The sequence below is a fragment of the Nocardioides sp. P4_G4 genome (assembly GCF_056401085.1).
In genome coordinates, this window is record NZ_JBFUKA010000033.1 from 1 (window position 1) to 19523 (window position 19523).

At 71.7% G+C, this 19523-nt stretch carries 21 protein-coding genes; all 21 read left to right on the forward strand.

The window, feature by feature from the left end; translation table 11 throughout:
• The coding region (locus AC1DQF_RS09520) for a glutamate ligase domain-containing protein (protein ID WP_477524984.1) at positions 1–746 on the forward strand (746 nt) is incomplete at its 5' end.
• The gene (gene mraY / locus AC1DQF_RS09525) at positions 743–1855 is read left to right on the forward strand and encodes a phospho-N-acetylmuramoyl-pentapeptide-transferase (protein ID WP_477524985.1); all 1113 of its coding nucleotides are present in this window, start codon (positions 743–745) and stop codon (positions 1853–1855) included. The genes AC1DQF_RS09520 and mraY, both read left to right, overlap by 4 nt.
• Positions 1834–3327, forward strand: coding sequence for a UDP-N-acetylmuramoyl-L-alanine--D-glutamate ligase (gene murD, locus AC1DQF_RS09530; RefSeq protein WP_477524986.1), 1494 nt, complete (start codon positions 1834–1836; stop codon positions 3325–3327). The genes mraY and murD overlap by 22 nt, the downstream gene beginning before the upstream one ends.
• Positions 3328–3350: 23 nt before the next feature.
• Complete coding sequence (gene ftsW, locus AC1DQF_RS09535) at positions 3351–4625, forward strand: putative lipid II flippase FtsW (protein WP_477524987.1); 1275 nt, start codon at positions 3351–3353, stop codon at positions 4623–4625.
• A 28-nt stretch (positions 4626–4653) separates the two neighbouring features.
• Complete coding sequence (gene murG / locus AC1DQF_RS09540) at positions 4654–5724, forward strand: undecaprenyldiphospho-muramoylpentapeptide beta-N-acetylglucosaminyltransferase (RefSeq protein ID WP_477524988.1); 1071 nt, start codon at positions 4654–4656, stop codon at positions 5722–5724.
• Entirely contained in the window at positions 5721–7139 is a 1419-nt protein-coding gene (gene murC / locus AC1DQF_RS09545) for a UDP-N-acetylmuramate--L-alanine ligase (protein WP_477524989.1), read from the forward strand. Before murG ends, murC begins: the two co-directional genes overlap by 4 nt.
• Entirely contained in the window at positions 7132–7896 is a 765-nt protein-coding gene (locus tag AC1DQF_RS09550) for a cell division protein FtsQ/DivIB (RefSeq protein ID WP_477524990.1), read from the forward strand. The genes murC and AC1DQF_RS09550 overlap by 8 nt, the downstream gene beginning before the upstream one ends.
• 477 nt (positions 7897–8373) lie before the next feature.
• Entirely contained in the window at positions 8374–9606 is a 1233-nt protein-coding gene (gene ftsZ, locus AC1DQF_RS09555; RefSeq protein WP_477524991.1) for a cell division protein FtsZ, read from the forward strand.
• A 3-nt stretch (positions 9607–9609) separates the two neighbouring features.
• Complete coding sequence (locus tag AC1DQF_RS09560) at positions 9610–10299, forward strand: purine nucleoside phosphorylase YfiH/LACC1 family protein (protein ID WP_477524992.1); 690 nt, start codon at positions 9610–9612, stop codon at positions 10297–10299.
• A complete protein-coding gene (locus AC1DQF_RS09565; protein WP_477524993.1) occupies positions 10296–10988 on the forward strand; it encodes a YggS family pyridoxal phosphate-dependent enzyme in 693 nt (230 codons plus the stop codon). The genes AC1DQF_RS09560 and AC1DQF_RS09565 overlap by 4 nt, the downstream gene beginning before the upstream one ends.
• A gap of 61 nt (positions 10989–11049) precedes the next feature.
• Positions 11050–11535: a cell division protein SepF gene (locus AC1DQF_RS09570; RefSeq protein WP_477524994.1), complete on the forward strand. Its 486-nt coding sequence runs from the start codon at positions 11050–11052 to the stop codon at positions 11533–11535.
• Positions 11536–11544: 9 nt separating this feature from the next.
• Positions 11545–11835, forward strand: coding sequence for a YggT family protein (locus tag AC1DQF_RS09575; protein WP_477524995.1), 291 nt, complete (start codon positions 11545–11547; stop codon positions 11833–11835).
• 123 nt (positions 11836–11958) lie between these two features.
• A complete protein-coding gene (locus AC1DQF_RS09580; protein WP_477524996.1) occupies positions 11959–12705 on the forward strand; it encodes a DivIVA domain-containing protein in 747 nt (248 codons plus the stop codon).
• A gap of 173 nt (positions 12706–12878) precedes the next feature.
• Positions 12879–13745 carry a TraR/DksA family transcriptional regulator gene (locus AC1DQF_RS09585; protein WP_477524997.1) on the forward strand — a complete coding sequence of 289 codons (867 nt, stop codon included), beginning with the start codon at positions 12879–12881 and terminating at the stop codon, positions 13743–13745.
• Positions 13718–14308 (forward strand): signal peptidase II, encoded by a 591-nt coding sequence (gene lspA / locus AC1DQF_RS09590; protein WP_477524998.1) that lies wholly within the window; start codon positions 13718–13720, stop codon positions 14306–14308. The genes AC1DQF_RS09585 and lspA overlap by 28 nt, the downstream gene beginning before the upstream one ends.
• On the forward strand, positions 14305–15243 hold the full coding sequence (locus AC1DQF_RS09595; protein ID WP_477524999.1) for an RluA family pseudouridine synthase: 939 nt from the start codon (positions 14305–14307) through the stop codon (positions 15241–15243). The genes lspA and AC1DQF_RS09595 overlap by 4 nt, the downstream gene beginning before the upstream one ends.
• Positions 15233–15958 carry a GNAT family N-acetyltransferase gene (locus AC1DQF_RS09600; protein WP_477525000.1) on the forward strand — a complete coding sequence of 242 codons (726 nt, stop codon included), beginning with the start codon at positions 15233–15235 and terminating at the stop codon, positions 15956–15958. Before AC1DQF_RS09595 ends, AC1DQF_RS09600 begins: the two co-directional genes overlap by 11 nt.
• Positions 15955–16356 carry a hypothetical protein gene (locus AC1DQF_RS09605; RefSeq protein ID WP_477525001.1) on the forward strand — a complete coding sequence of 134 codons (402 nt, stop codon included), beginning with the start codon at positions 15955–15957 and terminating at the stop codon, positions 16354–16356. The genes AC1DQF_RS09600 and AC1DQF_RS09605 overlap by 4 nt, the downstream gene beginning before the upstream one ends.
• Positions 16357–16635: 279 nt before the next feature.
• Positions 16636–17853, forward strand: a complete 1218-nt coding sequence (locus AC1DQF_RS09610; RefSeq protein WP_477525002.1) for an Ig-like domain-containing protein — start codon at positions 16636–16638, stop codon at positions 17851–17853.
• A 79-nt stretch (positions 17854–17932) separates the two neighbouring features.
• Complete coding sequence (locus tag AC1DQF_RS09615; protein WP_477525003.1) at positions 17933–18403, forward strand: YpsA SLOG family protein; 471 nt, start codon at positions 17933–17935, stop codon at positions 18401–18403.
• A 70-nt stretch (positions 18404–18473) separates the two neighbouring features.
• The gene (locus AC1DQF_RS09620) at positions 18474–19505 is read left to right on the forward strand and encodes a DUF2332 domain-containing protein (RefSeq protein WP_477525004.1); all 1032 of its coding nucleotides are present in this window, start codon (positions 18474–18476) and stop codon (positions 19503–19505) included.
• Positions 19506–19523: the final 18 nt, after the last annotated feature.

Sequence of the window (19523 nt, forward strand, 5' to 3'; positions counted from 1 at the left end):
CCGCCGTGCTCAACGCCGACGACCCCCTGGTCGCGGCGATGGCCGGGCGGACCGTGGCCCGGGTGTCCACCTTCGGCGCGGCGCCGGCCGACGTGGCGGTGAGYGACCTCACCAGCGACGCGTTCGGTCGCCAGTCCTTCGACCTCGCGCACCTCGGGTCCGGTGCGACCGTGCACCTCGCCCAGGTCGGCGCCTTCCAGTGGCGCAACGCCGCCGCCGCCGCGGCCATGGCCCTTGCCGCCGGGGTCGACCTCGACACGGTGGCCGACGCCCTCGGCGACGCCGAGTCCGCCAGCCGGTGGCGGATGGAGGTCCGCGAGCGGGCCGACGGCGCGGTCGTCGTCAACGACGCCTACAACGCCAACCCCGAGTCCATGGAGGCGGCGCTGGAGTCGCTGCAGGTCATCGGCGAGCAGTCGGGGCGGCGTACCGTCGCGGTCCTCGGCGAGATGCTCGAGCTCGGCGCGGACGCCGCGCAGGCGCACCGCCGGGTCGGGGCCTACGCCCGTGCGGCGGGCATCGACGTCCTCGTGACGGTCGGTCCAGCCGCCATCGGACTGGCCGAGGGATTCGGGGGTGAGGCGATCGTCACGGCGGGGCGTGACGAGGCACTGCTCTGGTTGCGCGAGAATGTCTCGGCTGGCGATGTCGTCCTGGTGAAGGCATCGCGGGGGGCGGCCCTGGAAGTCGTCGTCGAAGGACTGTTGGCCCCCGACCCGGGTGGCACCGAAGGGAGCAACGCATGAGAGCGATCCTGCTCGGTGGCGGGCTCTCGCTGCTGATCTCGCTGATCGGCACCCGCTACGCGATCAAGCTGCTCGCGCGCCGTGGATACGGCCAGGAGATCCGCGACGACGGTCCCACGACCCACCACACCAAGCGCGGGACGCCCACCATGGGCGGCATCGTCATCATCCTGGCCACGGTGGTCGGCTACTTCGCGGCCAAGCTCATCACCCTGCAGATGCCCTCGGCCTCCGCGATGTTGCTGCTCTTCCTCTTCGTCGGGCTGGGCACCGTGGGGTTCCTCGACGACTTCATCAAGATCAGCAGGCAGCGCAGCCTCGGCCTGCGCAGCCGCGCGAAGATGATCGGCCAGACCGTCATCGCCATCGCGTTCGGCATCCTCGCCCTCTCGCCGGCACTGGAGGACGAGCGTGGCCTGCGGCCGGCGTCCGACCACATCTCGTTCATCCGCGACTACCAGGCGTTCGCGCTGCCGACCGTCGTGGTGATCGTGCTCATCTGGTTCTTCGTCACCGGCTTCAGCAACGCCGTCAACCTGACCGACGGCCTCGACGGGCTGGCCACGGGTTGCAGCATCCTCGTGTTCGCCGCCTACGCGCTGGTCAACATCTGGCAGAACTCCCAGTCCTGCGCCCTCGAGGCCGGCGCCAAGTGCTACGAGGTCCGCGATCCGCTCGACCTCGCTGTGGTAGCGGCCGCCATCACCGGGGCCTGCTTCGGCTTCCTGTGGTGGAACGCGTCCCCGGCCCAGATCTTCATGGGCGACACCGGCTCCCTCGCGCTCGGTGGGGCGATGGCCGGTCTCGCGATCATGACCCGCACCGAGCTGCTGCTGCTCATCATCGGCGGACTGTTCGTGGCCGTGACCCTCTCGGTGATGATCCAGGTGTCGGTGTTCAAGGTGAGTCGCGCCAGTGGGCTGTTCCGCTCGGTCTTCCGGGTGCAGCCGGGTCACCGGGTGTTCCGGATGACGCCCCTGCACCACCACTTCGAGATGCTCGGCTGGGAGCAGGTCACCATCGTGATCCGCTTCTGGATCATCACCGGGCTCTGCGTCGCCACCGGCCTCGGGATCTTCTACGCCGAATGGGTGGCCGGCATCGGATGACCGCCTCACCGGATCCGTCCCGCCTGGGGCGCCGCGACTCGTGGGACGGCGTGCGCGCCGTCGTGGCGGGCTTCGGCGTGTCCGGGTTCGCGGCCGCCGACAACCTGCTCTTCCTCGGCGCCGGTGTCACGGCCCTCGACGAGGCCACCAGCGACGAGAAGGCCGAGAAGGCCACGCTGCTGGAGAGCCTCGGCGCGCACGTCCGCCTCGAGCCCGGGGCCACGGCCACGCTGCCCGACGACGTGGACGTGCTCGTCACCTCGCCCGGCTGGCGCCCCGACGCGCCGCTGCTCGCCCAGGCCGCCGCCCGCGGCGTACCCGTGTGGGGCGAGGTCGAGCTGGCGTGGCGCCTGCGCGACACCGACGACTCCGGGCAGGCCGCGCCCTGGCTGGCCGTGACCGGCACCAACGGCAAGACCACCACAGTGCAGATGCTCGACTCGATCCTGCGCGCCGCCGGGCTGCGCAGCGCCTGCGTGGGCAACGTCGGTCGCCCGATAGTCGAGGCGGTCATGGACCCCGAGCCGTACGACGTCTTCGCCGTCGAGCTGTCCAGCTTCCAGCTCCACTACACGCACTCGATGGCCGCGGAGTCGGCCGCCGTGCTCAACGTCGCTCCGGACCACCTCGACTGGTACCCCGGCGGCATGGGCGACTACGCCGCCGACAAGGGCCGGATCTTCGAGCGGGCCAGCCGCGCCTGCGTCTACAACGTCGCGGACCCCGAGACCGAGCGGCTGGTGGCGGCGGCCGAGGTGGTCGAGGGGGCGCGGGCCGTCGGCTTCACCCTCGGCATGCCATCGGTCGGGATGGTCGGCGTCGTCGAGGACATCCTCGCCGACCGGGCCTTCATCGAGGAGCGCGCGACCAGCGCCGCGGAGCTGTGCACCATCGCCGACCTGGCGTCCCCGGCCCCGCACTTCGTGGCCAACGCCCTTGCGGCTGCCGCCCTGGCCCGGTCGCACGGCGTCCCCCAGGAGGCCGTGCGCGACGGGCTGCGGGCCTTCCGCCCCGACGGCCACCGCATCGCCCACGTCGCCGAGCACCTGGGAGTGACCTGGGTCGACGACTCCAAGGCCACCAACCCCCACGCCGCCCAGTCGTCGCTGCAGGCCTACGACTCGGTGGTGTGGATCGCCGGTGGCCTGGCCAAGGGCGCCCACTTCGACGACCTCGTGCAGGCCGTCCGGGGCCGGCTGCGCGGCGTCGTCCTGCTCGGCGCCGACCGCCACGTGATCGCGGCCGCCCTTTCGCGACACGCCCCCGATGTGCCCGTCATCGAGATCGGCGACGGGGAGACTGGGGAACCGATGGAGCGCGTCGTCGACGCGGCTGCCCGGCTCGCCCGACAGGGCGACACCGTGCTGCTGGCGCCGGGATGTGCCTCCATGGACATGTTCGCCAACTACGGCGCCCGTGGTGACGCCTTCGCCGCCGCGGTCCACCGCCGGATCGAGGGACCCGGCAGCTGAGCCGGGGGGAGGGGACCGCCGCGATGACCACCCTGTCTCCGGACGCGGCCCCCGCGACGGGCACGACCACGGATGCGACCACGACCTCGTCCACCCGGACGCTGCCCGGCCTCCGTGGCCTGCGCAGCCTGCGGGACGCCCTCGACCGGCCGCTGTCGTCGTACTACCTGCTGCTCGGCGCCTCCACCCTCCTGCTGACCATCGGCCTGATGATGGTGCTGAGCTCCTCCAGCGTCGACGCCTACAAGACCACCGGCGACTCCTACGCCATCGTGAAGCGGCAGCTGATGTGGGTGCTGCTCGGCCTGCCGTGTGCCTTCATCGCCTCGCGGATGTCGCACACCTGGATCCGCAGGATGGCCTGGCCTGCCTACATCGCCTCGCTCTCGCTGCTGCTGCTCACCGCCTTCCTCGGGGTCGAGCGCAACGGCAACCAGAACTGGCTGGCCGTCGGTCCGCTGGCCATCCAGCCCTCCGAGGTCGCCAAGCTCGGCCTGGTCCTGTGGGCGGCCAACATCTACGCCCGCAAGGAGCGCCGGCTCGGCCGGGTGCACGAGATCATGATCCCGGTGGTGCCCGGCATGTTGATGGCCACCGGGCTGGTCATCGTCGGCCACGACCTGGGCACCGCGCTGGTGCTGTTCGCGATCCTGCTGGGCATGCTCTGGGTGGTGGGTGCCCCGCCGCGCTTCTTCGTGATGTGCATCTCGGTCATCGGCGTCGCGGTGATCTTCATGGCCGCCATGGACACCGAGCGCCTGCAGCGGATCACCAACTTCTCCGACCCGTTCAAGGACTACCTCGACACCGGGTGGCAACCCGCCCACGGCCTCTACGCGCTGTCCACGGGCGGCTGGTTCGGCCAGGGCATCGGGGCGTCCACGCAGAAGTGGGGCGGCCTGCCCGAGGCGCACAACGACTTCATCTTCGCCGTGCTCGGCGAGGAGCTGGGCCTGGTCGGCACGCTGCTGGTGATCGGCCTCTTCTTCACCATCGCCTTCGCGGCGATCCGGATCGCCTCGCGCACCGCCGAGCCGTTCGTGCGCTACATGTCCTTCGGCATCGTGGTGTGGCTGCTCGGCCAGATGATCATCAACGTCGGCATGGTGCTGGCCGTGATGCCGGTCATCGGCATCCCGCTCCCGCTGGTCTCGTACGGCGGCTCCGCGCTGCTGCCGTCGCTGGTCGCCCTGGGCCTGCTCGTGGGCTTCGCGCGACGGGAGCCGGAGGCTGCCGCGGCGCTGGCGGCGCGTCGGCGCAACCGCTCGGCGGGCCTGTCGGCTCCGGCCACGCGCTGACCCGGCACCGAGGATAGGTTTGGTCCTGATGCGCGTACTCCTCGCCGGCGGTGGCACCGCCGGCCACACCTCGCCCCTGATCGCCACCGCCGACGCCCTGCGGCGRCTCGACCCGACGGTGGAGGTGCACTGCCTGGGCACACCCCGGGGCCTGGAGAACACCGTGGTCCCGAAGGCCGGCTACCCGCTGCACCTGGTGCCGCCGGTGCCGCTGCCGCGCAAGCCGTCCGGTGAGCTGCTCCGGGTGCCGCTGCGCCTGCGCGCCGCCGTACGCCGCACGCTCGAGGTCTTCGACACGGTCCGGCCCGACGTCGTCGTGGGCTACGGCGGCTACGTCTCGGTGCCGGCCTACCTGGCGGCGCRTCGACGACACCTGCCCGTGGTCGTCCACGAGCAGAACGCGCTGCCGGGCCTGGCCAACAAGGTCGGGGCGCGGGTCGCGGAACGGGTCGCGGTCAGCTTCCACGGGACGCCGCTGCCCAAGGCCGAGTACGTCGGCCTGCCCATCCGCCGGATGATCTCCACCCTCGACCGCGCCGCGGCGCGCGACGGGGCCCGACGCTTCTTCGGTCTCGACCCCGATCGCCCCACCCTCCTGGTGACCGGCGGCTCGCAGGGGGCCCGGCAGCTCAACCAGTCCGTCTCCGCCGCCGCCGAGGCCCTCGCCGAGGCCGGGGTGCAGGTCCTGCACGTCGTCGGACCGAAGGGCGAGGCCGACCCCGTGCCGACCGGCGTGCCCTACAAGGTGCTCACCTTCGTCGACCGGATGGACCTGGCGTACGCCGCCGCCGACCTGGTGGTCTGCCGCTCCGGCGCCTCCAGCCTCACTGAGGCCGCGGCGGTCGGGCTGCCGGCCGTGTTCGTCCCGCTCCCCATCGGCAACGGCGAGCAGGCCCTCAACGCCCGCACGGTGGTCGACGCCGGGGGAGCGCTCATGGTGGGCAACGACGCGCTCACCCCCGAGTGGGTCCGCGCCACGATCCCGACGCTGCTCGGCGACGCCGACCGTCTGGCGCGCATGGGTGCCGCCGCGTCCGCACTCGTGCCGCGCGACGCCGACGAGGCCCTGGCCAGGATCATCCTCGAGGTCGCCCGGTGAGGGTGCCCGTCCCCGAGGTGCTGCTCCCCGCCGACCGGTTGGGGAGGGTGCACTTCACCGGCATCGGCGGCGCCGGCCTCTCGGCGATCGCCCGGATCATGGCCCTCCAGGGCGTGCCGGTCAGCGGCAGCGACGACCAGGACACCCCGTTCCTCCCGTCGTTGCGCGAGGTCGGCGTCACCTGCCACCTGGGCTACGCGGCCGAGCACGTCGCCGACGCCGACACCGTCGTGGTGACCACGGCCGCCCGAGAGGACAACCCGGAGGTGCTCGAGGCCCGACGTCGCGGCCTGCGCGTGCTGCCGCGCTCGGCCGGCCTCGCCGCGGTGWTGGCCGGCCACCGGGTGCTGGCCGTGGCCGGCACCCACGGCAAGACGACGACCACCGGCCTGCTCACCAGCGCCCTGGTCGCGGCAGGCGCCGATCCGACGTACGCCGTCGGCGGTGTGCTGAGCGCGACCGGCCGCAACGCCGACGCCGGCCGCGACGACCTCTTCGTGGCCGAGGCCGACGAGAGCGACGGTGCGTTCCTGGTCTACCGGCCCCACGCGGCCATCGTGACCAACGTGGAGGCGGACCACCTCGACAACTGGGGCACCGAAGAGGCCTACCACGCGGCGTTCGAGGAGTTCGCGAGCACGATCGACCGCGACGGCTTCCTCGTCGTGGTCGGCGACGACCCCGGCGCCGCCGCCCTGGCGACCCACGCGCGCGCCCAGGGGCTCGAGGTGGTCACCGTGGGCGAGGACGAGTCCAGCGACCTGCGCCTGGTCGACGTCACCTTCGAGGGCACCACGTCACGGGGCCGGGTGCTGCGCGACGGTGAGGTCGTGGGCGACCTGGTGCTCCGGATCCCCGGCCGGCACTACCTGCTCGACGCGCTGGCCGCGCTCGCCGTCGGCCTGCGCCTCGGCCACGACGTGTCGGGCCTGCTCGAGGGCCTCGCCGGCTTCACGGGTACCGGCCGTCGGATGGAGCTCAAGGGTGAGGAGGCCGGCGTGCGCGTCTACGACTCCTACGCCCACCACCACGTCGAGATCGCCGGTGATCTCCAGGCCGCCCGGGCGGTCGTGGGCGACGGCCGGCTGGTGGTGGCCTTCCAGCCGCACCTGGTCTCCCGCACCCGGATCTTCGGCGAGCAGATGGGGGTCGCCCTCGGCGCCGCCGACGAGGTCGTCGTCCTCGACGTCTACCTGGCCCGCGAGGACGCCGACCCGGCGGTCACCGGGGCGCTGGTCGCGGACGCCGTACCCCTCGATGCCCAGCACGTGCTCTTCGAGCCCGACTTCGACGCCGTCCCCGCGGCGCTGGCCGCCCGGGCTCGTCCCGGCGACCTGGTGCTCACCCTGGGCGCGGGCAGCATCACCGCGCTCGGCCCCCGGGTCCTCGAGCTGCTGCGGCGTACGCATGGCTAGCGCGACCGGGACCCGTCCCACCGACGAGGAGCGTCGCGAGCAGCGCGACCGCCAGCGCTTCGCGCGGCGGCAGCGGGCCCGCCGCTGGATGCACTGGCGGGTCCTCGCCGCGGCGTTCGTGCTCGTCGCCCTCGTCGTCACGACCATCTGGCTGGTCTTCTTCTCCGCCGTCCTGTCGGTCGACAAGGTCGAGGTCGAGGGCAACCGGCTGCTGGGGCCGGACCGGGTCCGTGCGGTGGCCGAGGTGCCGATGGGCGAGCAGCTGGCCCTCGTCGACCTCGAGGCGATCTCGCGGCGGGTCGCGGCCCTGGCCGAGGTCGCGGACGTCGACGTCACCCGGTCGTGGCCCGACGGGGTCCGCATCGACGTCACCGAGCGGACCGCGATCGCCGTGGTCGAGCTCGGCGGGCGGCTGCGGGGGCTGGACGCCGAGGGCATCGTCTTCCGCGAGTTCAAGACCGCCCCCAAGGGCCTCCCGCGGGTGCGTCCGACCACCTCCACCGGCTCGGACGCCCTGGCCGAGGCCGCCGGCGTCGTCGCGGTGCTCCCCGGTGACCTGGCGGCACGCGTCGACCACGTCGAGGTGCAGACGATCGACCAGATCACCCTGGTGCTGCGCGACGGCCGTCAGGTGCTGTGGGGGAGTGCCGAGCAGTCCGAGCTCAAGGCGCGGGTGCTGCCCGAGCTGCTCGCCGCCCAGCAGGCACAGGTCTACGACGTGAGCGTGCCGGAGAGCCCGATCACCCGACCGAGCTGACCCGGCCCGGTCTCGGCAGCGCGGCCGCTCGGTCGTCGGCTGTCGACTTTTGCCGGGCGAGCGGTGAGTGAGCCACCTGTGCGCGCCGACGACGGTGGCTGTGCAACCYCTCGCCGGCGTGTCCGTCGCGACACCCCGGCCGGCGGTGACGGGGCCACACTCCGAAGGGGGTGGAAGGTGGCTGGCTCACCGCTCCCGGGGAGCTGGCTCACCGCTCCCGGGGAGGAAAGCGCACGAAAAAAGATGCGACACGGGGCGTGTCGGCCACATCCACCGTCGTGTCGTGCCTAATGTCCTCTGCAACGCGAGGTTGACATAACTATAACCCTCAGGTTCACGGTTAGAGTTCCGGCTCCTGAGGGATGGGATGCCAGCCACGCGCCCCCCGCACGACACATCTGCACGACACATCCAACGCGACATCCCAGACCGCGATCCGGCACCCGGCCGGACCAGACCCGAGAGAGGCCTGCAGCCGTGGCAGCAGCACAGAACTACCTGGCGATCATCAAGGTCGTGGGTATCGGTGGAGGCGGCGTCAACGCCGTCAACCGCATGATCGAGGTCGGCCTCAAGGGTGTCGAGTTCATCGCGATCAACACCGACGCCCAGGCCCTCCTGATGAGTGACGCCGACGTCAAGCTCGACATCGGCCGCGAGCTCACCCGCGGCCTCGGTGCCGGCGCCAACCCCGACGTGGGTGCCAAGGCGGCCGAGGACCACGCCGACGACATCGAAGAGGTCATCAAGGGCGCCGACATGGTGTTCGTGACGGCCGGCGAGGGCGGCGGCACCGGCACCGGTGGCGCTCCCGTCGTGGCGCGCATCGCGCGCTCGCTCGGCGCGCTGACCATCGGCGTCGTCACCCGTCCCTTCGCCTTCGAGGGCCGTCGTCGCGCCAACTCCGCGGAGGAGGGCATCAGCCAGCTCCGCGAGGAGGTCGACACCCTCATCGTGATCCCCAACGACCGGTTGCTGTCGATCACCGACCGCAGCGTGTCGATCCTCGACGCCTTCAAGCAGGCCGACCAGGTGCTGCTGCAGGGTGTCTCGGGCATCACCGACCTGATCACCACCCCCGGCCTGATCAACCTCGACTTCGCCGACGTCAAGTCCGTCATGGCCAACGCCGGATCGGCCCTGATGGGCATCGGCTCGGCCCGCGGCGACGACCGTGCGGTCCAGGCCGCGGAGATGGCCGTCTCGTCGCCCCTGCTCGAGGCGAGCATCGAGGGCGCGCACGGCGTGCTGCTCTCGATCGCCGGCGGATCCGACCTGGGCCTCTTCGAGATCAACGAGGCCGCGGCGCTGGTGTCGCAGTCGGCGCACGCCGAGGCCAACATCATCTTCGGCGCGACCATCGACGACGCGCTGGGCGACGAGGTGCGGGTGACCGTGATTGCGGCCGGCTTCGACGGCGGCATGCCCAAGCGTCGCGCCGAGGGCAACGTGCTGCGCCCGCAGGCCCCGGTGCAGTCCCAGGCCGAGACCCGCGCGGCGGCCCAGCAGGTCGCCTCGCAGCGGCCCGCGGCGCCGGCCTCGACGACCTTCGAGCCCTCGCGCCCGGAGGCGCAGCCGGCCCAGCAGTCCGCCCGGCCCGCGCAGCAGTCGACCCCGCCGTCGGCTCCCGCGCGTCAGGAGCCCAGCCGCCCGAGCCGTCCCGTGCAGTTCGACGACGACGACCTCGACGTCCCGGACTTCCTGAAGTAGTACATGTTCGCTTTTCGCGACGTCCGTGAGGGCGACGTCTCCCGGCTCCGGGTGGACGTCGCCTTCACTGATTCCTCCCTCGACCTCCAGGGGCTCCGGGAGGACTTCCCCGACCTGCTGGCCCGCGTCGAGGGCACCATCGGTGTCCCCCTCGCACGCCTCTCGCAGGTGCACGGTGACGAGGTGCTGGTGGTCGACTCCCCGATGCCGCTCGGCCGGGCACCCGACGGCGACGCCCTGGTCACCACGACGCGTGGCCTCGGCCTCATGGTCCGGGTCGCCGACTGCGTCCCCCTGGTGCTCGCCGACGCGGAGGCCGGGGTCGTCGGCGCCGTCCACTCCGGCCGGCCCGGGCTCGTGCTCGACATCGCCACCCGCACCGTCGAGGTGATGCGCGCCCAGGGGGCCACCGAGATCGTCGCGTGGGTCGGCCCGCACGTGTGTGGCCGGTGCTACGAGGTGCCCGAGCAGATGCGCGCCGAGGTCAGTGCCGTCGTGCCGGACGCGTACTCCGAGACGTCGTGGGGCACGCCCGCGCTCGACATCGGTGCGGGGGTGCGGGCCCAGCTGGCCCGTGAGGGCGTCGAGGTCGTGGACGTGGCCGGGTGCACGCTCGAGGAGCGCGGGCTCCACTCCTACCGCCGGGACGGTGCGGCCGCCGGCCGCTTCGCGGGCCTGGTGTGGCTCTCGTGACCCGCGCCGACGACCTCGCGGCCAACCTCGCCGTCGTACGCCGCCGCATCGCCGACGCGTGCCGGGCGGCCGACCGGGCGCCCGACGACGTGTCGCTGGTGGTGGTGACCAAGTTCTTCCCGGCCTCCGACGTACGGGTCCTCGCCGACCTCGGGATCACCGACGTCGGGGAGAACCGCCACCAGGAGGCGTCCGACAAGGCCGCCGAGTGCGCCGACCTGGGTCTGCGCTGGCACTTCATCGGTGCCCTGCAGAGCAACAAGGCGTCCGCGGTCGCGTCCTACGCCGACGTGGTCGAGTCCGTCGACCGGCGCAAGCTGGTGGCGCCGCTCGACCGGGGAGCGGGGGAGCGCACGGTCGACGTGCTGCTCCAGGTGAGCCTGGACCCCGCGGGGTCCGACCACCGGGCCGGCGCGGACCCGGCCACCCTCGCCGAGCTGGCCGATGCGGTGACCGGTGCCGAGCACCTGCGGCTGGGCGGCCTGATGGCCGTCGCACCGCTGGGCGAGGACCCGGCGACGGCCTTCGCCCGGCTCGCCGGCATCCACCGCGACCTGCTCTCCAGCCACCCCGGGGCGACGATCCTGTCGGCCGGGATGAGCGGCGATCTCGAGCACGCGATCGCCCACGGCGCGACACACGTGCGTGTCGGGTCCGCGGTCCTCGGTCCGAGGCCCGAGGTCAAGTAATGTCCACATCAGTCACATGGCGCCCGTTCCCGGGCGCCCGGTCTACCGGAGGATCTGTCTCATGAGCGGCGCCATGCGCAAGATCGGCGAGTACCTCGGCCTGCTCGAGGACACTGGCCAGTACGACGAGTTCGACGACGAGACCACCAAGCACGACGTGGTCGCCGAGCAGCCTGCTCGAGAGCCCCGGGACCGCCGTCCCGCACCTGTGTCCGACATCGCCGAGCGCCGCCGTCCGGCCTCGGTCTCTCCTGGAGTGGTCGCCGAGTTGAGCCGCATCACCACCTTGCACCCGCGCAACTACAACGAGGCCCGCCTCGTCGGCGAGAACTACCGCGACGGCACGCCCGTGATCATGAATCTCTCCGAGATGGACGACAACGACGCCAAGCGCCTCGTCGACTTCGCGGCCGGTCTGATCTTTGCCACGCGTGGCAGCATCGAGCGCGTGACCAACAAGGTCTTCCTGCTCTCCCCGCCCAACGTCTCGGTCTCGACCGAGGACAAGGAGCGGATCGCGGAGAACGGCTTCTTCAACCAGAGCTGAGCATCAGACGTGAATATTCTCGGCGAGATCCTCTACGGACTCGTCTGGGGCTTCATCGCCCTCCTGTGGGTCCGCTTCGTCGTGGACTGGGTCCAGGTGTTCGCACGCCGCTGGTCGCCCTCGGGCGTCCTCCTGGTGCTGCTCGAGGTCGTCTACACGATCACCGATCCGCCCATCAAGGCCCTGCGGAAGGTCATTCCTCCGCTGCGCCTGGGCTCGGTCATGCTCGACCTGAGCTTCCTGCTGGTCATGCTCGGCGCCTACCTGCTCCTCGTCGTCATCGGCAAGGCCTTCTCGTAGGGATACGCTCGAGAGTGACCGGACCCAGCAGCCCCATGGGTCACTGACACTGCGCCACGCCGTGGCGCTAGTGTGTCCGGGAACAGCCCGGTTTGCCATCAACGTGAAAGTTTGGGTGACGTCATGCCGCTGACGCCTGAGGACGTGAGCAACAAGCGCTTTACGCCCGTGCGCCTCCGCGAGGGGTACGACATGGGCGAGGTCGACCAGTTCCTCGACGAGGTGGAGGCGGAGCTCGCCAGGCTCACCAAGGAGAACGACGACCTGCGGTCGAAGCTCTCCGCGGCCCAGACCGGCAGCGCGCCGGCCCCGGCCCGCACGCCCGAGCCCGAGCCGGTCAAGGCGGAGGAGAAGCCGGCCCCCGCGCCCGTGGCTGCGCCTGCCGCCACGCCGGCTCCCAGCGCGGAGACGATCCGCGTCGAGACGGTCCCGCAGGCCTCCAACGCCGCGGCTCGCCTGCTCGAGCTGGCCACGCGCAACGCCGACGAGCTCGTCGACGAGGCCAAGAACGAGGCCGACAAGATCGTCGGTGCCGCCCGCACCAAGGCCGAGCGCCTGGAGGGGGAGTCCAAGACCAAGGCCGACCGCCTCGAGGCGGACGCCCGTCAGCGCTCGCAGATGCTCGACTCCGAGACCGCCGAGCGTCGCCAGCAGATGTTCGGTGACCTCGAGAAGGAGCGCGACAAGCTCAGCAGCGAGGTGGACACCCTCCGCTCGTTCGAGCGCGAGTACCGCTCTCGCCTCAAGAGCTACTTCACCCAGCAGCTCGAGGCCCTGCAGGGCTCCGGCTCCGTGGCCGACATGCCGGCCGACGGTGCTCCCGCGCCCAAGCGCCTGCGCTCGATCCTGGGCGAGGACGAGAACAACTGACCCACCGGGCCGCACGGCCCGTCGTACGGCATCGAGAACGGCCGGTCCCCCCGGGGGCCGGCCGTTCTCCACCCCTGTGGGCGAGCCGCTTGGACGGGCCCTCGGGCAGGGGTACCCTCCCTGCCACCGTGTGGCGGAGACCACCACACCTCGGCCCCCCAGGAGATCCGCTCATGGCCAGCACTCGCAAGTCCCTCGCCGGCAGTGCTGCGGCCGCGGCCAAGAAGGTGGTCGGTCGGCGTCCCCGACGCTCGGCATCGACCGCGGACGGCTCGGCCCCCGGGACCGAGGCGCCCGCCACGAATGCGGCCGTGAAGAAGGCTCCGGCCAAGAAAACGGCTGCCACGAAGACGGCTGCCAAGAAGGCCCCGGCCAAGAAGGCCCCGGCCATCAAGACGGTTGCCAAGAAGACGGTTGCCAAGAAGACGGCTGCCAAGAAGGCCCCGGCCAGCAAGACGGCTGCCAAGAAGGCCCCGGCCAAGAAGACGGTTGCCACCAAGGTGCCCGCGAAGAAGACCCCCGCGGCCACGGCGGCTCCGGCCGCCGCGACGCCGACCAAGAAGACCTCTGCCACCAAGAAGACCGTGACGAAGAAGGCTGCCGTGAAGAAGACCGACGCCACCGTGACCACCAAGAAGGCGCCCATGTCCTCGCTCGTGGTGAAGGAGGGGGAGGGCGGCTGGACCAAGGCGGAGCTCGACGAGGTCGTCGCGGACCTGCACACCCAGCGCGACAAGCTCGTGCACGTCCTCGACGAGGCCGAGCACGACCTGGCCGGCCTGATGCGCGACGCCGGTGACGGCGCCGGCCACGACCAGGCCGACATGGGAGCGACCAGCTTCGAGCGCGACCACGAGCTGACCGTGCTCAACATCGAGCGCGACATGCTGGCCCAGATCGACCGGGCGCTCGGGCGCATCCACGACGGCAGCTACGGCATCTGCGAGTCCTGCGGGGAGCCGATCGGCAAGATGCGTCTCATGGCTTTCCCCCGTGCCACACTGTGCATGACATGCAAGCAGCGCGAGGAGCGTCGCTGAGCTCCAGCGACCCGGGTACCGACGACGCACCCACGCGACCCCGCAGGACCTGGGGGCTGTTCGCCCTCGTGGCCGCTGCGGCGTACGCCCTGGACCTGGGCACCAAGCAGTGGGCCCTGGCGCACCTCGAGGACGGCGACATCCCCGTCGTCGGTGACTGGCTGGTCCTGCACCTCACGCACAACCCGGGAGCCGCGTTCAGCACCGGCACCGAGTTCACCGTCGTGTTCAGCTGCCTGGCGCTGGTCGCCGTGCTGGTGGTCCTGTGGCTCAGCCGCCGGCTCGGAAGCCCGCTGTGGGCCATCGGCCTCGGGATGCTGCTCGGCGGTGTCGCCGGCAACCTGACCGACCGCATCGTGCGCGAGCCCGGGTTCATGCGCGGCCACGTCGTCGACTTCCTGATGCTGCCCAGCTGGCCCGTCTTCAACGTCGCCGACATGTGCATCAACATCGCGGCCGGGGTGATCATCGTCCAGTCGTTCCGGGGCGTGATGCTCTCGGGCCAGCGGGCCCAGAAGACCCAGAAGACCGAGAAGGCCGAGACGTCCGAGGACGAGTCGTGAGCGCGTACGTCGACCAGCGCACCGTCTACGTGCCCGAGGGCCTCGCCGGCGAGCGCGTCGACGCAGCCATGGCCCGGATGTTCGGCTTCTCGCGGACCCGCGCCGCCGACCTGATCGCCGAGGGCCACGTCCGTGTCGACGGTGGCGACGTGGGCAAGAGCGACCGCCTGCACGCCGGCTCGATGCTCGAGGTGTCGATCCCCGCCGAGGCGGACCCGCTCGAGGTGGTTCCCGAGCTCGTCGAGGGCATCAAGATCATCCACGACGACGAGTCCATCGTGGTGATCGACAAGCCGGTCGGCGTCGCGGTCCATCCCTCGCCGGGATGGTCGGGCCAGACCGTCGTCGGGCACCTGGCCGGAGCGGGGTTCCGCATCTCCACGAGCGGCGCCAGCGAGCGCCAAGGCATCGTCCAGCGTCTCGACGTCGGCACGTCCGGCGTCATGGTGATCACCAAGTCCGAGCACGCCTACTCGGTGCTCAAGAACGCCTTCCGCCACCGCACCGTCGACAAGACCTACCACGCACTGGTGCAGGGGCACCCCGACCCGTGGCAGGGCACCGTCGACGCGCCCATCGGCCGACACCCCAGGCACGACTACAAGTTCGCGGTGATGGCCGACGGCCGTGCCTCGGTGACGCACTACGAGACGCTGGAGGCGCACCGCTTCGCCTCGCTGCTCGAGGTGCACCTCGAGACCGGGCGCACCCACCAGATCCGCGTGCACATGTCCGCACTCAAGCACCCGTGCGTCGGCGACCTCACCTACGGTGCCGACCCCTCGCTGGCCAAGCGGGTCGGGCTGGAGCGGCAGTGGCTGCACGCGGTCAAGCTGGGTTTCGAGCACCCGGACACGGGCGCGTACGTCGAGTACGAGTCGACGTACCCCGATGACCTGGCCCACGCGCTCGAGGTCATCCGTGATGCCCACTGAGGTGAGGCTCCGCCTGGCCGGGCCGGACGACCTGCCCGCCGTCGCCGAGCTCCACCTCGTGGCCCGTCGTGCCGCCGCGCCCCACATGCCTCCGGGCGTGCACCCCGACGACGACGTACGCCGCTGGGTCGGCTCGTGGGACCTGTCCTCGCTCGAGGTGTGGCTGGCCGAGGCCGACGGTGCCCTCCTCGGGTACGCGACGCTGACGCCCACCTGGCTCGAGTCGTTGTACGTCGCTCCCGACGCCCAGCGCTCGGGCGTCGGCTCCGCGCTGCTCGACGTCGCGAAGGCGCAGCGGTCCGGCGGCTTCGGGCTGTGGGTCTTCGAGTCCAACGTCCCGGCGCGGGCCTTCTACGCCCGGCACGGGCTCGTCGAGCTGGAACGCACGGACGGCTCGGCCAACGAGGAGCACCTGCCGGACGTGCGGATGGTGTGGCCCGGATCGGACCCGCTCGGCTTCTACCGCGCGATGATCGACGAGGTCGACCTGCTCCTCGGCGACGCCCTGGCCCGTCGGGTCGCGCTCACCCGGGTGGTGCAGGAGCACAAGCGGGACATCTCGGCGGTGGCCGACCCCGCCCGCGACGATGCCCGTGAGCGCGACATCGTCGAGCGGGTCGCCGAGCTCGCCCCGGAGCTGGGTGAGGCCCGGGTCGCGCGGATCATGCACGCCGTCATCTCCGAGTCCCTCGACGCGGCCCGTCACGGGTCGTGACCGCCCGGCTGATCCACCTCAACGGTGCACCGGGGGTCGGCAAGTCCACCCTGGCGCAGGCACTGGTGGCGTCCCGTCCCGGTTGGTTGAACCTCGACATCGACGTCCTGCGGAGCCTCATCGGTGGCTGGGAGGGTGACTTCTTGGGGACCGGCAGCGTCGTGCGGCCGCTGGCCCTGGCCATGGTCTCGGTGCACCTCGACGCGCGTCGCACCGTCGTGCTCGGCTGGGCGCAGCGGTTGCGCGACGGGTACGCCACCCGGCCGGACGTCACGACGCTCGACATGGAGGGGTTGTCGGTGAACGAGGCGGCGGCAGTGCTCGCCGCGCGGATCGACGGGCGGTCGGTTCCGACACCGTGGAGGTCGTCCACCGACGGCCGGGGCACGACGGGTTGATCGGGTTGCGACGCGACGCGACGTGAGCGGGGCGGTAGCGGCGAGGACGTGCCTGTGACCCCGCCGGTGTCGCGCGTGCCGATGAGCGTGTGTGGAGCTCGTCCGATATCGGGTATCTGGTGGCTTGCGTCTTGACTTCACTCGGGCCGAGAGCGAAGTGTCAGGTGGTCCAGCCCCTGCGTCGTCCGGGAGGTCGCAATGTCCGACTCTGGTTCCGCACGTCAACGCGCTGCCGGGCGGGCACACCGACGGCGGATGCGTGGGTGGCTCCTGCTGGCAGTGGGGGCGCTCGTGCCGGCCTTGACGTACCTCCCAGCCGTTGCAGACGCAAGCGTGCAGAACTGCGGCGAATCGGCCGGCGCGACGATCTGCCTGACGGTTCCGGGAGCCAGCCTGTCGGGGACGGTCGTCGTATCGGCCACCAGGTCCGGGACAGGAAGCGGCACTCTCGAGTTCTATCTCGACGGCGCATACCTCAACTTCGAGTACCAGCGTCCGTACGAGTTCCTGTGGCCCACTGCGAAGGAGCTCGACGGCACGCACACGCTGTCCGCCCGCCTGCACCTGGGGAGCACCTTCGGCGCGTACGTCTCGATGCCGGTGACGCTGCGGAACGGCAACGCCACGTCGGTGCCGCGAAGCCCCGGCGACTGGCAGCAGCTCTACCACCCTCAGCCGGGCGGGGTCCTGGCAGCTGTCGGCAACCTCGGCGCTCAGAAGCCGGCTGAGCTGCAGCTGGAGCAGTACATCGAGTCCACCGAGCCGGCGGTGTTCGCCTCCCTGGGCGAGGTGCACGAGTTCGGTACCTGGGCGACCACGCTGGATCACTACGGGCTTGCGTCGTTCGACGACCCGCTCGGCGTCGGGGCGGAGTGGGGCCGGATGGCGTCGTACACACTCCCCACCGCCGGCAACCACCAGCGCGACTACCTCGTTGAGTTCCAGGACTACTGGCACCAGCGACCCCTGTGGTCGACGACCACGCTCGACGGCATCCGCATCTACGACCTCACCAGCGAGTGCAAGGCCAACGGAGGGTGCCTGGCCACGGGAGCGCAGGCGCGCTGGCTCCAGCAGCAGCTGGCGGTGAACACCGAGCCGTGCGTGGTCGCCCTGTGGCACCGCCCGGTGGTGAGCAAGGATCCAGACCGATCTGGGGACACCATGGCCGCTGCTTGGCAGCTGCTCGCATCCACCGGCGGCGATCTCGTTCTCAATGCCGACACGCGAGACATGGAGGAGATCAAGCCGATGAACGCAGCGCTCCAGACCGGTCGCCCCGACTCGCACATGGTCGAGCTGATCTCCGGAGCAGGCGCGGCTCGATGGGTCGAATCGACGACGAACGAGAAGCGCGTCGCATGGCGGCTGTACAAGACGCCGGGTGCGGTCTGGGTCTCCACCGCAGGTCCCACGGCCCAGCCAGGGCTGACCTGGCAGTTCCGGAGCTCGACGGGAGCTGTGCTGCGGAACGGTTCTGTCGCGTGCGGCAGGTGAGCCCACACGACGTTCGACGAGACGCACGGAGCAGCACACCCAGGATGGGTCCTGCCGAGCGTGGTTGCGGGGAGGCGATGTGGTCGGCACCCTCTCGGTCGTCTCGGGTGGCCAGTCCGGGGTGGATCGTGCCGCCCTGGACGTCGCGATCGCGGTCGGTCTGCCGTACTCGGGCTGGTGCCCGGCGGGTGGTGGGGCCGAGGACGTGGACGCCCCGCCCGGGTTGCTGACGTCGTACCCCCACCTGCGGGCGGCCTCGTCCCGTGACCCCGCCCAGCGGACGAGGCTCAACGTCCGTGACAGCACCGCGACGCTCGTCGTCTCGCCGCCCGAGCTGGTCGCCGGCGGCACCCTGCTCACGGTGGACGAGGCGGCCCGTCTCGGACGGCCCTGCCTGGTGACGACCGGTCCCGTGGGGGCCGTCGCGGCCTGGCTGGAGACCCTGGTCGAGCCGTGCGTGCTCAACGTGGCCGGACCTCGTGCCTCGGAGTGGCCCGAGGGGTACGACGTCGCGCGGCGGCTGCTCGAGGAGCTGTTGCGGGACCGGTGAGCCGGGCCGGGAGCCGGGCCGGCCGGGCCGCGATCGTCGAGGAGCCCGGCCCGGTCGCTAGCGTGGCGCCATGCTGATGAGTGGGGAGATCGCCGACCGCTACCGCGACTTCGCGACGTTCGCGCGCGGCGACAGCGCGACCTTCGAGGCCTGGGCGCTCGGCGTCGCCGAGGACGCCGAGGCCCACGCCTGGCTCGCCGACCTCCCGCGCATCAAGCAGCAGCCCAACCTGGTCTTCGCCGCCGCCCGCTGGCACGGGGCGCCGGCACCGGGGGAGTACGCCGCGTTCCGGGCCGTGCTGCTCGAGCGCGAGGAGGCGGTCAAGGCCACGATCAGGGTCCGGGCCACCCAGACCAACGAGGTGGGCCGACTGGCGACCCTCACCCCGGTCCTCGGCACCATCGACGGCCCGCTGGCGCTCGTCGAGGTGGGAGCCAGTGCCGGCCTGTGCCTCTTCCCCGACCGCTACGACTACGACTGGCTCGGCGCCGGGCGGCTCACCGGCAGCGGGGGACCGACGCTCACCGCGACGGCCACCGGCCCGGTGCCCGTGCCCGACCGGCACCCCGAGGTCGCCTGGCGCGGCGGGGTCGACCTCAACCCGCTGGACGTCACCGACGAGGACGCGATGGCGTGGCTGACCACCCTGGTCTGGCCCGAGCAGGACGAGCGTCGCGCCCGCCTGCGCCAGGCGGTGGCCGTGGCCCGCCGCGAGCCGCCGTACGTCGTCCGGGGCGACCTGCTGGACCGGCTGCCCGCGCTGCTCGACGAGGCCGCACGCCACGGGACCCCCGTGGTCCTCCACAGCGCCGTCATCGCCTACCTCGAGGAGGGTGACCGGGACCGCTTCCACGACCTCATGACCGCCCTCGTGGCCGACGGCGCCTGCCACTGGATCAGCAACGAGGCACCACACGTGCTGCCCCGGGTGACGGCGGACCTCGAGGTCGGGCCGGGCCGGTTCGTGCTGGCCCTCGACGGGGTCCCCGTGGCCGCGGCGCACGGTCACGGGCACGCCCTGGAGTGGCGTACGACTCGGTGGCCCGGGGGCGCGGACGGCACGCCGGAAGCGATGTCGGAACCCCCTGTCACACTGACGTAGGCTGACTGCTCTTCCCCT

Excerpts from the sequence above, each read along its gene's own strand:
- AC1DQF_RS09585 (WP_477524997.1), top strand. The coding sequence starts at position 12,879 with ATGGCCAGCACTCGCAAGTCCCTCGCCGGCAGTGCTGCGGCCGCGGCC.
- mraY (WP_477524985.1), top strand. The coding sequence starts at position 743 with ATGAGAGCGATCCTGCTCGGTGGCGGGCTCTCGCTGCTGATCTCGCTG.
- AC1DQF_RS09550 (WP_477524990.1), top strand. The coding sequence starts at position 7,132 with ATGGCTAGCGCGACCGGGACCCGTCCCACCGACGAGGAGCGTCGCGAG.
- AC1DQF_RS09560 (WP_477524992.1), top strand. The coding sequence starts at position 9,610 with ATGTTCGCTTTTCGCGACGTCCGTGAGGGCGACGTCTCCCGGCTCCGG.
- ftsW (WP_477524987.1), top strand. The coding sequence starts at position 3,351 with ATGACCACCCTGTCTCCGGACGCGGCCCCCGCGACGGGCACGACCACG.
- murD (WP_477524986.1), top strand. The coding sequence starts at position 1,834 with ATGGGTGGCCGGCATCGGATGACCGCCTCACCGGATCCGTCCCGCCTG.
- AC1DQF_RS09600 (WP_477525000.1), top strand. The coding sequence starts at position 15,233 with ATGCCCACTGAGGTGAGGCTCCGCCTGGCCGGGCCGGACGACCTGCCC.
- AC1DQF_RS09570 (WP_477524994.1), top strand. The coding sequence starts at position 11,050 with ATGAGCGGCGCCATGCGCAAGATCGGCGAGTACCTCGGCCTGCTCGAG.
- AC1DQF_RS09620 (WP_477525004.1), top strand. The coding sequence starts at position 18,474 with ATGCTGATGAGTGGGGAGATCGCCGACCGCTACCGCGACTTCGCGACG.
- AC1DQF_RS09580 (WP_477524996.1), top strand. The coding sequence starts at position 11,959 with ATGCCGCTGACGCCTGAGGACGTGAGCAACAAGCGCTTTACGCCCGTG.
- lspA (WP_477524998.1), top strand. The coding sequence starts at position 13,718 with ATGCAAGCAGCGCGAGGAGCGTCGCTGAGCTCCAGCGACCCGGGTACC.